Genomic DNA, 14,113 nt, shown 5'->3' with positions numbered 1-14,113 from the left:
CCTCTATAGACACTTTGTTGACATTCACATCGTTACAGTAACTGCGATTTCACTCAACAAGGACCTATGACATGAAATACCTACAATCACTTATGGCAGTGTGTATTGCCCTGAACCTGAGCGCCTGTGGCGATGATGACAGAATTCACCCGCCAGGCGGCGGAGGGGAGGTGCCAGACTCTGGCAGAGTTGTGCATGATATCGCACTGATCTCACCTTCTGCAGAGCATCAATTAGTTGAAGACTTTCCGGTCACACAGTACCTGACGTATGACAGTGGTGCGCAGTCGCTAACAAGCCTCACCAGCATTGATGTGAACTGGCCTAAGATCCATACCTTTCAGCAGGGGATTGAGGTCGGGCTGATTGATGCCTCGACGGAGTCGCTGATTTATCGTCCTCTGGATATTCAATTGAGTGCGCTGGATAGCATAGTGGCCACTGAGCTGTTTGAGCATGAATTATGGTATGTGAAAAGTAGCAACGAGCTATACAGACGCAATCTACACAATGGCGAAACGCGCTCCTGGCGATTCGGGGACAAAGTTACTCTGACTGAACTGGCGATCGACAACGAAAATAATCGCGAAATTTGGAGTTATAATGGGCACGAGCACGAAATATATCGTTTCTCACCCGAGACAGAGCTGCTATTGCGCTATCCCCTGTCGGACAATATGACGATTCAGGGGCTTTCTTTTACTGAAGAGCAGCTCTGGCTGCTGGCGGCAGAGCAGGGGCAGGCCGTGGTATTCCAGTTTGAGGTCGCGCAAGAGCAGCTTAACCCCGTAAATGCCTGGAGGGTGAGCGGCTTTGGTCAAACCGAGTTTACCGATCTGACACTGATGCCGGATGGTCGGGTCGCAGTGGCAAGCAATGCACAGGAAAACAATCTGTTTTTGCTGGCCGACAGAGACAAGCTGTTAGGGGATGGCCCCATCGCAGACAGCGGTAACCTGGCGGTGCAGCGCCGTTTTACGCTTCCCGAGGGGATTAAACAGCCTTCGGGTTTATGGCAGTGGCAAAGCGGCGGCTGGGAAATTGTCACCGATCAGGCCGAAGTCTACTCATTAAATGAAAAGCTGGAGATCCAGAGCCGCAGTAAATTGGTATTTTCCTCGATAAATTGTAGTCAGGGCTGTACAGAAGCCGTTACCGGCACGGCTGATGGGTTATTTGTCCTGGCAGACAACGGGCTGGTTGGACACTTTATACAAACAGAGCAAGGTTATGAGCTGGCTGGGGAGTTTGGTCTCACATTACAGGGAGACGACGCGCAGCCCCTGGAGTTTGCGGGTATTGCGTATGATGAGCAAAGCCACCTTTTTTTCCTGGTGTCTGATAGTGATGATGAATCACAACAGGACTGGCTGTTTACGCTGGACCACCAGTTCAACCTGATGTCACGCCAGCCGCTCAGTTATGCGGGTGAAATTGATGGCAGTATCAATGAATATACCGCGCAGGGACTATATTTTGCTGATGGCGCACTATGGCTGCTCTCGGAGCAATTCACTAAAGTGGTCAAACTGAACTTGAGCGCAGAGGTGGTGGCAGTCTACGACTTATTACCGGAGGACATGGCCATCCCCAGCGACCTGGTTGTCAAAGAAGACAAGATTTACCTGATTGGAGATCACGAAAATGATGAGCCAGTGCCACCACTGACTGAGTTTACCATTGAATAGTGGATTGGGGGCAGGCACAAGCTGGCCCCCAAACCGGTTGCCGGGATCAGAAGCGCCAGTTCACATTGGCCCATAGCGTGCGGCCAGCTTCATTGACTTTATCAATTTGCGTATAGCCACTGACCATAGCGCCGGCGCGGCTTAAGTGTTCGGCATAGGCTTTATCCAGCACATTATCGACCCCAAGGCTAAATAGCAGTTCATCTGAATGGCTGTAGGACACGTTCAATGCCAGTGTACCAAAGCCGTGGCTGGGCCCAACGTCCTGACCGGCAATGTTACCCTGGCCAATGGCAACGCGATTCTGACTTTTTACGAGACGCCATAAACCGCCCACCTGCCACTTGTCCAGCATGTAATCTATGGCAAACCGGGCCTGCAACGGAGGTTGCTGAGCCAGCACTGTATGATCCGTTTTATTACTGCCGCGCACATAGTTGATACTGGTCGTGAAATTCAGCCGTTTACTGAGCGCCAATCGGGTTTCCATTTCGAGGCCCATGGTTTGAGCATCTATGTTGCGGGTAACCGCCAGTGTTTTGTCCATCACTTCATAGCGGTTGTCGGTCAGCAGATAGTCGTCAATACGGTTGTAGAACAAAGAGACGGACGTTGTCATGCCGGACTTTTGTAACATCCAGCCGATATCCAGTTGATTGGTTTTCTCCGTTTCTAACAAAAAGGCACTCATGCTATCCACGGCGCGACGTCCACCACCCATTAACTCCCAGTAATCCGCAAAGCGTTCGCTGTGGCCCAGACCAATGTAATAACTCATATCCTGGTGTTGGACCTGGTAGCGGGTAAAACCGCTCCATAAGGTGTCATCCCTTGTGTGGCCTGCCGTCGGGTTGGTCATTGGCATCATCATGGAGCCAAGTTGCAGGCGCTTATCAGTGGCAGACCAGTCATCAATGCGCAGTCCGCTGACCCATTGGTTGCGCTTTGGGCCTTGTGTACTGAGGACATATTCCAGCTCGCCAAATAACCCGGTTTGTTTAAATTCAGCGTTGTCGCGCCGCGGCAGGGTGTCGACGGGCATCACAGGCTGGTTCATGCTGACGCGAATTCGATGTCGGTTTTGTTGGTGATCGACACCATAGCTCAATGTATGCTGTCTGTTGATGGCAGAAGTGAGCATGATCTTGCCTCCCCAGGTACGGCGGTCCGGGTTGGATGAAGTGGGGGTTTTCATCATCATATTGGGGGTAAATGGTCGCAGGCTGTGGTTGTCCATGATGTGATCTATGTTGTTGTAATACACATTGGCTTCCAACGCAGTAACAAACCCTGTTAGTTCGCTCAACTCAACGTTCAGCGCAACATGATTTCTATCGAACTTGCTGCCATCCATCATGCGGTCGGCGTAGGCGACCTTACCATCACTACGGCCAAGGCTCAGGCTATACAGGCTGTCGTCGTCCGGGGTGTAGGCAAACTCGGAGTCGAGGTTCCATTTGTCGTAGGCAGAGTGGATTGACTTACCTTCGCCATCTTCATAATCATCGGCATCGCTTTTACTGGCGGCCATTCGGGCATAGTAGTCTTGTGTACCGCCTTTGATATCGGCATTCACCATACGTTTACCAAAACTGCCTAAGGTTGCGTTGGCAAAGCCTTGCCAGCCTGTCTCACTCAGTCGCTCCGATTCACGCTCAAAAATCACTGTGGCAGCACTGTTTCCGGGCCCATAAAGCACCGTCTGTGGTCCTTTGATCACAGTCAGAGTATCGTAAGTTTGTGGCGTGATATAGGCCGTAGGTGGGTCCATGCGGCCGCCACAGCCGCCAAGTGTCAGGCCACCATCGGTAATAATATTGAGGCGCGACCCGGCCATTCCGCGAAACACCGGGTCGCTGCTGGCGCCCCCTTTTTTAACCAAAGAGAAACCGGCGATGCTGGACAGCAGATCGGCACCGTCTTGTGCGGGTAAAGGCTGTCTGGGCGCCTTAGGGTCGGTTTTGATATCCAGCGGGCTATGCATGGGCGCGATAACCACGATGCGTTCAAGGCTATCTGTGTGTGTGTCGTGTTGTGCATCCTGGCTATGTGCAGAAAAGGCGGACGTTACCGCAAGCCAAATAAGGTTTCTGGTCATGATTCATCCCAAAGTGTTTTCACGTTTTTGTTGAGAAGAATTTTACTTGTCAGACAAAAGCTTGGGATGTGACAAATTGTCGCACCTGAACCGAATTAAGCGGAGAAAACAAAAAACATTGACCTGAAACAAAAACAGCCACCGAAAAGGGGGCTGTTTGGTAAACCAGTAAACAACTGACAGTGCTATATTGACATCACTTCCATTTGTTGGTCGCACCACTGCAGCGCTTCATGGTAATAATCTGGCAGCAGGTCCGGGTCCAGGCTCAACTGCTGCGCCAGTTCATTCGCACCTTGCCAGTCTGCCTGTTCATACAGCTTAATAAGCGTCAGGTAGCTGGCCAGTAAGCCTTCTTGTTTTAACAAGGCATCTTTGATCTCAATGGCCAGTGGCAGCTTATTCATAACGCTGTCCATGCTTTCATCTAAGATGGCGTCCATCAGCGACATCATGCCCGCCAGGAAGGCCATACCAGTGTCCTTGAGCTTTTTGTGCTTAACCGCCAATAGTTCAGCAAAGCGTGCGCGAGTGAGCGACAGACGCACCAGTTCCAGCGGCTTTTCTGAGGAAACCTGCGACGCAAATAGCAAAGACAAAAACTTTTTAAGCTCCTGATTACCCAACACGACCAGAGCCTGCTTAATGGTAGAAATCTCGGCGCGACGCTTAAACGCGGCTGAGTTAGAGTAACGCAGTAATTTATAGCTGAGGTTAACATCGCGCTCGAATACCTGAGTAATTCGCTTTAGGTCAACGTCGACACTTGATGTTTCGTATAACAGTTCCGCCAGTGCCATTTCAGACGGGGGTAAAGTCTTACTCTGAACCACTTCGGGTTTGGCAAAAAAGAATCCCTGGAAGTAACTGAAACCAAGCTCAAGTGCCTGCTGGTATTGCTCATGTGTTTCGACTTTTTCAGCAACTAGTTCAATATTCTTGAACGGCGCGATGGCGTCTTTAATCTCTTTAATGGTTTCAATATCTGTGGTCAGCACGTCGATTTTGATTTGATCGATAAACGGATAGAAGTGTCGCCACACTTTTTGGTGCTGATAATCGTCCAGCACTATGGTGTAGCCTTTACTCTTGAGATCCTGCACGGCGGCAAGCAAGCGCTTGCCCGGTTGCACTGTTTCAAGAATTTCGACAACCAGCTGCTCACGTCCCATCATAGTGGGATAGCCTTTGAGTAAGGTTTCCAGCGTGAAGTTAATATAGGCGGGTTTATTGTCGGTTAAATCTTCCAGGCCAAAGTTAAACTGACTGCCTTCAATCAACCTGGAGGTCGCCTCGGAACCATCAATTTCCGGGAAGACATTATCTAACCCGTCGCGAAATAACAGCTCGTAACCCACGAGTTCTTTGTTTTTATTTAGGATTGGCTGCCTGGCGGCATAAAAATACATGAAAGATACACCTGACTGAATACTTCTACTGCACACCAATATAAGGCAATCTCAGCCTTATTTCATTAATTAATTCAGCTTGTTTCAGCTTTTGGTATTAAGGTATGAGGGCGTTTGCACGCAATTCATGTTCAGTTCACCCCGAGTAACTTGGGTGGTGATCTTTGCCATGTTATAGTGGACCTTTCGCAATGGCTTTTGTCCCAATCTCAGCTAAGAAAATAACAGCATCTGATATTGTGGAGAGGAGCCCGGACTAAAGGAGGTAATTTTGGAAACTGGCACTATGATCTCACTTGCCATGTATTTCATCGCCATGCTGGGTATCGGACTATATGCGTATCGTAAGTCAACCAGCGACGTATCGGGTTATATGTTAGGTGGCAGAAGTCTTCCACCTAGTGTCGCGGCCTTATCTGCGGGTGCCTCGGATATGAGTGGCTGGATCCTTATGGGTCTGCCAGGCGCCATGTTTGTCAGTGGTTTCAGTAGCACCTGGATAGCTATAGGCCTGGTGATAGGTGCGTTTTTAAACTATTTACTGGTGGCACCGCGACTGCGGGTATACACCGAACTGGCCAATGATGCGATTACCATTCCAGACTATTTTGCTAATCGCTTTGAAGACAAAGGCAATGCGCTGCGTATTGTTTCGGCGCTGGTGATCATTATTTTCTTTACCCTGTATACATCGGCAGGAGTGGTATCGGGCGGTAAACTGTTCGAAAACTCCTTTGGTATGAGCTACGAATCAGGCCTGTATATTACGACCGGTGTGGTGGTCTTGTACACTTTGTTCGGCGGGTTCCTGGCGGTCAGTCTGACCGACTTTGTGCAAGGGTGTATTATGTTCCTGGCGTTAATTCTGGTACCCGCTGTGACTTATTCACTGCTGGATAACCCGCTCAGCGTCACACTCAACGACATTAATCCTCAGCTGCTTACCTGGATTGGTGCCGGTGGCGCAATTGGCATCATTTCTGCGATGTCCTGGGGATTGGGATATTTTGGCCAGCCTCATATCATTGTACGCTTTATGTCGGTGCGCAGCGTGAAAGACATGCCTACGGCACGACGCATTGGCATGAGTTGGATGCTGGTGGCGACAATTGGTGCTATCACAACAGGTTTGTTTGGCGCGGCTTATGCGCACGAAAATGGGATTGTGGTTGAAGATCCGGAGACGATTTTCCTGATCTTATCAGAACTGCTGTTCCATCCCCTGATAGCAGGCTTTTTACTTGCGGCGATTTTGGCTGCCATTATGAGTACCATTTCTTCGCAGTTGCTGGTGAGCTCCAGCTCGTTGACGGAAGATTTCTATAAGATCTTCCTGCGCAAAGATGCCTCAGACAAAGAGCTGGTGCTGGTTGGTCGGATTAGCGTTGCGCTGGTGTCACTGTGTGCCATTTACCTGGCCTACGACAGAGACAGCACGATTCTGAGTCTGGTTAGTAATGCCTGGGCTGGATTTGGTGCCGCATTTGGCCCGCTGGTACTACTGAGTTTGTTCTGGAAACGGATGAACTTTGCAGGCGCTCTGTCGGGCATGATAGTGGGGGCTGCAACGGTATTGTTCTGGATTTATGGCCCTGTGACTGTTAACGGTCAGCCACTTAGCGCGCTTATCTATGAAATTGTACCTGGATTTATCGCCTCATCAATTGCGATTGTAGCGGTAAGTCTGGCAACCTCTGAGCCGAGTACTGAAATCACAGACAAGTTCGAGGAAATGCGAACAGCACTATAAGTGTTGCACCCACATCAATAGCCGCGGTTTGTTGACCGCGGCTTTTTTGTCCTTCAAAACCACGCACTGATGGTGTTTAGGGCCGAATTAAACCTGAAAACGGGTTAGTTGTGAGTGCTGAAAATCGACGGGGAAATGGCTGGTTTGTCGTTTTGTTGTTCCAATTTTTCTAATTTTCCTTATCATGAACAGTATCGTGATCCGGTCAGTATTAAGCTTTTTGGCCAATGTCATGATGTACGAGATCATCCGCAATTCAGTGAATTTAAGGCAATTAGTGCTTGTTACTATATGGCAATAAGGTTAACATGTGCGTAACCTTAGTGGGTGGTCCTTTCAATTCATTAGAAGGACGGAAAATATGAAGTTTTTTATAAAGAGCTTAAAGAAAAAATCAAAAATGACCCAGCCAGAGAAAACTCCGGGCCTGAGCACTGAAAGTGCGCGGCTAGTGGCTGGAGGTAACGGCGGGGGAGATGGCGCGCAGCCACGATTGCAGAGGCTTTCTCCCGAAGCTGAGTTAGTTATTGGTGGGTAAACAGTAGGGTTTTAGCCGAGCATGAATGAGTTTTATCTAGTCACCAGATGGGTAATTACAGCATTAGAGTTGTTTGTTGCTCTATTTCTGCTATACAGCTTCAAGCAGTATCGTTTTGAGTTGTTTTTTGGTGGTAAAAACACATTGAAAAAGCAAAGCGACCATGAGCTGCATTCATGCTTTCTTTCCTCCCTAGCTATTATTGTTTTTTATTTTTCTAGTGCTAGTTTGGGGCACTACATTCTAAGTCTACCTTTTGAATTGATGCAGATGCGTCAAGTTTATTACTTTGCGCTGGTCTGCACAGGCGCTGCGTTTATGACCGTATTATATTTATTACATGCCATCCGGGGTTGTAGCTTTTCTACCACAGCTCGTGTTGTGGCTTATATCGCGGTAGCATTAATGTGTATGAACTTTGCTCAGTTAGTCCTTCGTGGTTATATGAACAGTGATATATTGTTTGATGTGTATGGCCCGTTCGTGGTGACTATGAATGTAATCACGTTTGTTACCTTAGCCAAATACCCATTTTACAGGCTAATGGAATCAAGACTTGCCAAGGGAGAGATATAATAATGGAATTAATCTATATCGGCGGTTTATTAATTGTAGTGGCACTCATTTTTATGCTGGCCATGATTGTTAAGGGAGCAAGGCTTAGGCCATTTGAGCAGCGTTTTAAAACACTGATTATCGTTACTAAAGACGATGATCACGAAGTGGAAGATAAATATGCTGAAGCCTATGAAATCGTTATGGAATTTGGTGACTTACTTGCCGCGGAAAAGAACCTGGAACAATATTACGGCGTTAAAGATATATACGACCGTGTTGAAGAGTTCCGGGCAGAAAACCACCAGATGGCCAAACAAGAAAAAGTCACACTTAAACTTGTTAAGTAACCACGTCCTTTGCCTCTGAGCGGTTGTTTGATGATAACCGCTTTGGGTAATCATCTACCAAACCCCTCCCCAATGGCGATGTCATGACGCAGCGTCAGGTAACATCAAGTTTTGGATCCACGCAATAAACTTTTTGGTCTTGTTGTCCTGAAATCGGTTTTTCCCGGGAATGTAATAGCATAATTCCGAGGCTATGCTTGTATTGCTTATGGGCCTTAGCTGACCCATTGCGCACAGCCGACGAGTGAGCGTTTCTGAGCAAAATACCCATGCTTTCTCTGCAATCGCCTGTTGTACGCAGAATAGTTCCTGATCAAACTCCCTGATATCAAAGTCCGCTTTATTTAAGCCGTTTTCTGCCAGCCAGGCCTCAAGAGGAGGTTTACACAGTGCCAGATTTTTCCAGCGGGTGGTGTAGATAACCGGACGGGTACCAGAGGCTCTGAGCGCCGCCAGGTGCTGATAACCAAACAGATTGTAATGCTCTACATTCAGCCTGTCCTGCGCCTGGACCGCTTTGATATTACCGAGCCTTATCGGGATTGTATGTGGCTGGCAGTCCATCAGCTCACCGCTGGCTATTTGTACCACGATGTCTGGATGGTGTTGATTAAACGCATATTGCTCCGGGAGCAGCACCAGTGCCGCAAAAGAGGAAGTGGTGGTAACCCGGACAACCTCATTAAGTTGCCTGATGCTCGCCAGTGCCGTTTCTATCTGCGAAAACCCCTCGGTTGTGGCTGTTGCCAGCAGCCGGCCCGCATCGGTCAGGACTATCTTCCTGGTCTGGCGAATAAATAAACTGACGTTGAGGCGGTCTTCAAGCTTGCTAATATGATGAGAAATCGCAGTGGGTGTTAACGCCAGTTCTTCTGCAGCGTGTTTAAAGCTGCCATGACGTGCAGCAGCCTCGAATGCTCTGAGTGCCTGTAAGGAGACATGTAAAGCCAAAATCAGCATCCCGAATTGAAAGTTATAGATGATTTTAACTCATTCATAGGTGCAATAGTATCATTTGTTCAATAGTGCGCTGTGGCGCACACTATATTGCGTTCAATAGTCAAAAAGGTCATTCTTATGAGCACAATTTTACATATAGATTCAAGTGTCAGAGCCATTAGTAATACAAATCCATCGCACAATTCATTGTCCAAGAGCATTGCACACAGGTTCATCGAAACCTGGCAAAGTAAAGGTGTGATAGATGAGTATATTTATCGCGATGTTGGTATTCATCCTCCGCATTTTATTACTCAGGACTGGATTGGTGCGGTGTTCACCCCTGAGCGTGAAAGAACAGAAAATCACAAGCAGCAGCTGGCGCTCTCCGATACGCTCATCGACGAATTGGCACGTGCAGACATCATTGTGATTTCTACACCCATGTACAACTACGGTATGCCAGCACAGCTAAAAGCCTGGTTTGACCAAATTATCCGGGTAAACAAAACATTTGACTTTGATCTGAAGCGGGGAGATTTTCCGTTACACCCTCTGATGTCTGGAAAAACGCTGGTTGTCATTGCCTCGTGTGGAGAATTTGGCTTTGGCAAGTCAGAAATTCGGGAAAGCAGCAATCACCTGATGCCACATTTACGCACCCTGAGCCGCTATCTGGGGGCAGGCGCTGTTTATGAGATAGTCAGTGAATACCAGGAATTTAACGATGAAAGGCATCAAAGGTCGCTTGCGAGCGCTTATGAACGTGCAGAAAGTTTGGCGTTGTCATTAGCGTGTGCCAAAAATTTGCTGTTGGTAGAATAAACACAGACTGTCAGTCTGCGCGGTCACGTGAATAAAAGTGGTCGCTTTGGGTTACTTTTGGTTTTTTCAATAACGACGTTTTAAAACGGCCTGTTTAAAACGAATAACACTAGGCTCGTCTTTTTTCACTCTGCGCGGCATTGTCTTGTAAAAGTAAAGGTTTCAGGTCGCGCAGGATAATATGTCCATAGTCCTGATAACCCGCTTGTGTACCAGGTGTAAACCACTTCATATGCGCAATAAACTCAAGTGAACTGGCAATACTGTTGATCAAGCTCTGCTCCATGTCAGTCTGGAATACCAAAGGTGGCTGAGCCGTGGTTTGCGGTGCTGAGTGCTGGGTCTGTTGCTCACCGGTTAATAACCACAGGGCACTGTCTTTAGTCGCAGGGTGTAAAAAGAACTTACTGACGACAGACAGGGTGGGTTCTCTAACATCTTTTTCATACTTTCGGTACGAAGCAGTAGGAATATCCAGTATTTCTGAAAAGCCAACCTGAGAATACCCCAAGTTGATACGTAACTGTTTTAATCTTGTAGCAAAAGTATTTGACATATGACCCAATCCGGTTAATTATTTATCCACCTGACCCGTTCAGACTACATGACTCTTAGTCAAATGTCTAACGGGGACGAAAAAATAAGCACTTGAACGACAACAAAAACAGCTAAGTGTGAAACTCAAGACCTGTGTTTAGGGGCTTACTCGCCAAAGGCTGGAACTCTATGTCTGGGTGTGTAATACACTGTGATTGATAATAAGCGGATATGTTATGACTACTGTTAGAAGAAATGAATCTGTGCGTAAAGCACACACAATAGCAGCCAGGAAGCAAATTCAAACTGCGATCCGTCGCCTGCGCAGAGAAATGAACTTAACTCAGGCAGAGTTAGGTAAGAAGCTTGTCACACCTGTTGATCAAGCAACCATCTCTAACTGGGAGTGCGGTAAGTCAGACTTATCAGCCTGTCAATTACTGGACATTATGATGATTTTTGGCCAGCCAAACTTTATGAGTTTGCTGGAGCAGGGGGCACAAAGCGATTTAGTCGATGAAAAGCAGTCGGCCTGACGTTTAAAACCTCTGATAGCGTACCTATCAGCCTGGTCCCCCAGCTAACATATCGTGTTGTCGGGGCACGCTCGTGCCCTGTTTTTATTTTTTATTCGTCTAATCTCCATTCCTGTACTAGCTTTGCTGTGGGAGCAAGAATCCTTTAGCCGTCGTTGGTTGTTTTCGATTGCCTGTTATTCCCTGTTGTTTTGGACAAACTGAAAGGCTTTCCTGCTTGCAGTCCCATCCTGTTATGTGCCTGTCACTATTGGGTTGTTAGCGACTTGGGCGCAGCAATCAAGCAAGTACAAGGAGCTTTTTATGTCGTCACCTAAATCACAGTTGGGATTTGATCAGAACCAACGTAAAATTATTATCGGAGAGCAACAAGACTCAGAGCTGGGTCCGCTATGCCACCTGCCCGGCAGTTGGCAAAATATCGGTAACCTGCAGGGGCATGGTTGGAATATGATCGCCTTGCCTTTTGCTGCAGGTGATCTGGATTATCGTTTGCTGATGAACCAATATGATGAAACACTGACTTTCAATCTGGTTGATAAAGGCGTGCCAAACAGGGGAATACCCGACGATCAATCCGTTGCCACACTCGATTACACTCAAATTATTAACCAGATTGCGGCGGATGATTTTCCTCACTCGGGCCTTGCTGGCAAGCCTGGGCTGGCTATTCATCATGAGCCCGGATTATGGCTGCATATGCGCGATCAATTGACCGATGAGCTGGATATTGCTCGCTTATCGAGTATTCCTCATGGCGATGCGGTGATCGCATTGGGTAAAAGTGCGCAGTCTCATTCTGGGTTCGAAATTCCGGCACTGAATGGGTTACCTATCGGAGTCGCCGGGGATATTGATACAAGCCCTTATCTGGCCCCTTATAAACATTTCAGGGACAATCCGTTTGAAGGGTTATTTGACCCGACTCAGGCAAATGCGCTGTTACAAAAGGCAATTGCACCTTTACTCAGAGATGGCAAGGTACGCAATACGACCAAGCTGGAAGTGCGTTCAACCGCGGCGTCAGGGTCTGTAAACAATATTCCGTTCGTTACTCGTCAGGCGAACGCAGCAGAGATGCACTCTACATTCTGGATATACGAGCTGACAGAAACCGACTCAAATGGTAATCCCAGACTCTGGCTGCAGTATTCCCAAACGGTTATCCTGGATTTCTTTAATCGCAAAGACAGGCCCGGTGAATTGATCCGCTGGCCTCATATCAGCATCAATACACTGGAAAAGGTACCCACTTAATCTAGTTTTTTAGTTTTATACTGGTAAAACACCTTTTTGCCCCAGTGCCATTTTCTCATCCAGTTTATGACGAAATGGCACTCTACATAGTGCCTTGCATTTTCGCCAATAAGGGAACACACTATGTGATAATAATTAACAATAAAGCCACACGCTAATGACCCGCCACGGGGAATCGCTTTGATGTGGATAAATCAAGATGTTTACACTGGTTATATTATCTTTGGGTTGCCTGCACGGCTTGTATCTCAGTTATGAGCTCATCCGCAAAAATACAGCGAATGATGCTAACCGAATGCTTGCCTTGTGTATCCAGTGCTTTGTTGCGCTACTGTTCTTTATTTTGCTCGATGAAAGTGGCGCGTTTTATTACGTCCCTCATTTGATAGGCTTTCAGGAGCCCGTTACCTTTTTATTGGCGCCTTGCTTTTACTACTATGTACGCAGATTAACTTCGCCAGCTTACCTTCCTTTTGTTCGCACGCATCTGTTGCCATTCTTCATCGCTGCGCTGTGTGCCACGCCTTTTTATTTACTTGACGCTCAGAGTAAATGGCAGTTTTTGTATGGTGACATGTATGCGCCGGATTTACCCGTTTGGTATCTGTCCTGGTACGAAAATGTGTTTATTTTTGGGGCTATGATCCAGGTCGCAATTTATCTGGTTTTATCGTGGCGTCGACTTAGCACCTATCAGATAGTCTCAGAAAATAACTTTTCGTCACTTGAGCTGATAAATCTGAACTGGCTGAAGCGATTATTGCTCATGCTTGGCTCGCTGTATGGCTTGTGGTTTCTCGACGAGGCCATCGAGGTGAATGCTATGGCCTGTATTGATCATGGTACCGGTATAGGGTGTCACTACGACTGGCTAATCGGAGAGCGGGTATTCTTCTTCTCCGAGTTGGGCGTTGTGATTGTGTTCTACTTGATGAGTTATTATGGCTTGCGTCAACCAGAAATATTTATCCAAAGTAATCAATACCTTGTTCTAGATAAATCCGAAACAGACAAGTACGTTAATTCGGCCCTTTCTGAAACGCTGGCTGCTGAGCTTTGCAGGTTGATTGAACACCAGGTTCAGGATGAAAAGCTTTTTTTAAACCCGGATCTGACACTGCATGATTTGGCCTGTGCGAGTGGACATTCACGGCACCATGTTTCTCAGGCAATCAACCAAAGTAAAAAGGTCAGTTTTTTCGATTTTATTAATCAGCTGAGAGTGACACATGCTCAGGCGCAGTTGCTTGCGCACCCGAACAGGAGTGTTCTTGATGTGTCGCTGGACAGCGGCTTTAATTCACGATCTGCGTTTTACGGGGCGTTTAAACGATATACCGGAGTAACGCCAGGGGAATACCGAAAACAGCACAAACAGCTCGCAGAAAAGTTGTCCTGATCTGTCGAGCAGGACGACTGTAGTGAGCTGACGCATCAGGATGTCATTGTTATTTCGATGGAGAAAACAACAATGACAAGACAAGTTCCCAGTCAGCAATGGCAGTTGTCCCATTTGCGATATCGGCACCTGATATTCGCTCAGTACACACCCTCCTATGTTCACTACCGCCAGCACAGCTCTTTCATCAGATATGTTTATCATGCATCTCAGGTAGAGGTGCATGTCCAGT

At 47.4% G+C, this 14,113-nt stretch carries 13 protein-coding genes; 9 read left to right on the top strand and 4 right to left on the bottom strand.

Going from position 1 to position 14,113, the window contains the following annotated elements; all coding sequences use genetic code 11:
- The first annotated feature begins 71 nt into the window (after positions 1-71).
- A complete protein-coding gene (locus tag ACXAH1_RS06360) occupies positions 72-1,688 on the top strand; it encodes a hypothetical protein (RefSeq protein ID WP_475194948.1) in 1,617 nt (538 codons plus the stop codon).
- Between the two features lie 46 nt (positions 1,689-1,734).
- Here the strand turns inward: ACXAH1_RS06360 and ACXAH1_RS06355 are convergent, their stop codons facing one another.
- Positions 1,735-3,786: a TonB-dependent copper receptor gene (locus ACXAH1_RS06355; RefSeq protein ID WP_475194946.1), complete on the bottom strand. Its 2,052-nt coding sequence runs from the start codon at positions 3,784-3,786 to the stop codon at positions 1,735-1,737.
- A 185-nt stretch (positions 3,787-3,971) separates the two neighbouring features.
- Positions 3,972-5,195, bottom strand: coding sequence for an EAL and HDOD domain-containing protein (locus ACXAH1_RS06350; RefSeq protein ID WP_475194941.1), 1,224 nt, complete (start codon positions 5,193-5,195; stop codon positions 3,972-3,974).
- Positions 5,196-5,466: 271 nt separating this feature from the next.
- Here ACXAH1_RS06350 and putP point away from each other — a divergent pair, with 271 nt between their 5' ends.
- The 4 genes from putP to ACXAH1_RS06330 all read left to right on the top strand — a co-directional run bounded on the left by putP (position 5,467) and on the right by ACXAH1_RS06330 (position 8,388).
- A complete protein-coding gene (gene putP / locus ACXAH1_RS06345) occupies positions 5,467-6,945 on the top strand; it encodes a sodium/proline symporter PutP (protein WP_475194938.1) in 1,479 nt (492 codons plus the stop codon).
- A 361-nt stretch (positions 6,946-7,306) separates the two neighbouring features.
- Positions 7,307-7,483, top strand: coding sequence for a hypothetical protein (locus ACXAH1_RS06340; RefSeq protein ID WP_475194936.1), 177 nt, complete (start codon positions 7,307-7,309; stop codon positions 7,481-7,483).
- A gap of 21 nt (positions 7,484-7,504) precedes the next feature.
- A complete protein-coding gene (locus ACXAH1_RS06335) occupies positions 7,505-8,059 on the top strand; it encodes a hypothetical protein (protein WP_475194933.1) in 555 nt (184 codons plus the stop codon).
- A 2-nt stretch (positions 8,060-8,061) separates the two neighbouring features.
- Positions 8,062-8,388: a hypothetical protein gene (locus ACXAH1_RS06330; RefSeq protein WP_475194931.1), complete on the top strand. Its 327-nt coding sequence runs from the start codon at positions 8,062-8,064 to the stop codon at positions 8,386-8,388.
- A gap of 81 nt (positions 8,389-8,469) precedes the next feature.
- On the opposite strand, the gene ACXAH1_RS06325 is transcribed toward ACXAH1_RS06330, so the two are convergent.
- Complete coding sequence (locus ACXAH1_RS06325; RefSeq protein WP_475194928.1) at positions 8,470-9,339, bottom strand: LysR family transcriptional regulator; 870 nt, start codon at positions 9,337-9,339, stop codon at positions 8,470-8,472.
- Between the two features lie 126 nt (positions 9,340-9,465).
- Between ACXAH1_RS06325 and ACXAH1_RS06320 the strand changes: the two genes are divergently transcribed.
- On the top strand, positions 9,466-10,152 hold the full coding sequence (locus tag ACXAH1_RS06320) for an FMN-dependent NADH-azoreductase (RefSeq protein ID WP_475194925.1): 687 nt from the start codon (positions 9,466-9,468) through the stop codon (positions 10,150-10,152).
- Positions 10,153-10,261: 109 nt separating this feature from the next.
- On the opposite strand, the gene ACXAH1_RS06315 is transcribed toward ACXAH1_RS06320, so the two are convergent.
- Entirely contained in the window at positions 10,262-10,708 is a 447-nt protein-coding gene (locus ACXAH1_RS06315) for a helix-turn-helix transcriptional regulator (protein WP_475194923.1), read from the bottom strand.
- Between the two features lie 217 nt (positions 10,709-10,925).
- On the opposite strand from ACXAH1_RS06315, the gene ACXAH1_RS06310 reads away from it, so the two are divergent.
- From ACXAH1_RS06310 to ACXAH1_RS06300, 3 genes are all read left to right on the top strand, one after another.
- Entirely contained in the window at positions 10,926-11,225 is a 300-nt protein-coding gene (locus ACXAH1_RS06310; RefSeq protein WP_082353206.1) for a helix-turn-helix domain-containing protein, read from the top strand.
- Between the two features lie 303 nt (positions 11,226-11,528).
- Positions 11,529-12,482, top strand: a complete 954-nt coding sequence (locus ACXAH1_RS06305; RefSeq protein ID WP_475194919.1) for a heme-binding protein — start codon at positions 11,529-11,531, stop codon at positions 12,480-12,482.
- A 199-nt stretch (positions 12,483-12,681) separates the two neighbouring features.
- Positions 12,682-13,881 carry a helix-turn-helix transcriptional regulator gene (locus tag ACXAH1_RS06300; RefSeq protein WP_475194916.1) on the top strand — a complete coding sequence of 400 codons (1,200 nt, stop codon included), beginning with the start codon at positions 12,682-12,684 and terminating at the stop codon, positions 13,879-13,881.
- The last annotated feature ends 232 nt before the right edge of the window (positions 13,882-14,113 follow it).

It is taken from the genome of Pseudoalteromonas sp. AWH4_217 (assembly GCF_056161105.1).
This window is presented reverse-complemented; position numbering and strand designations above follow the sequence as displayed.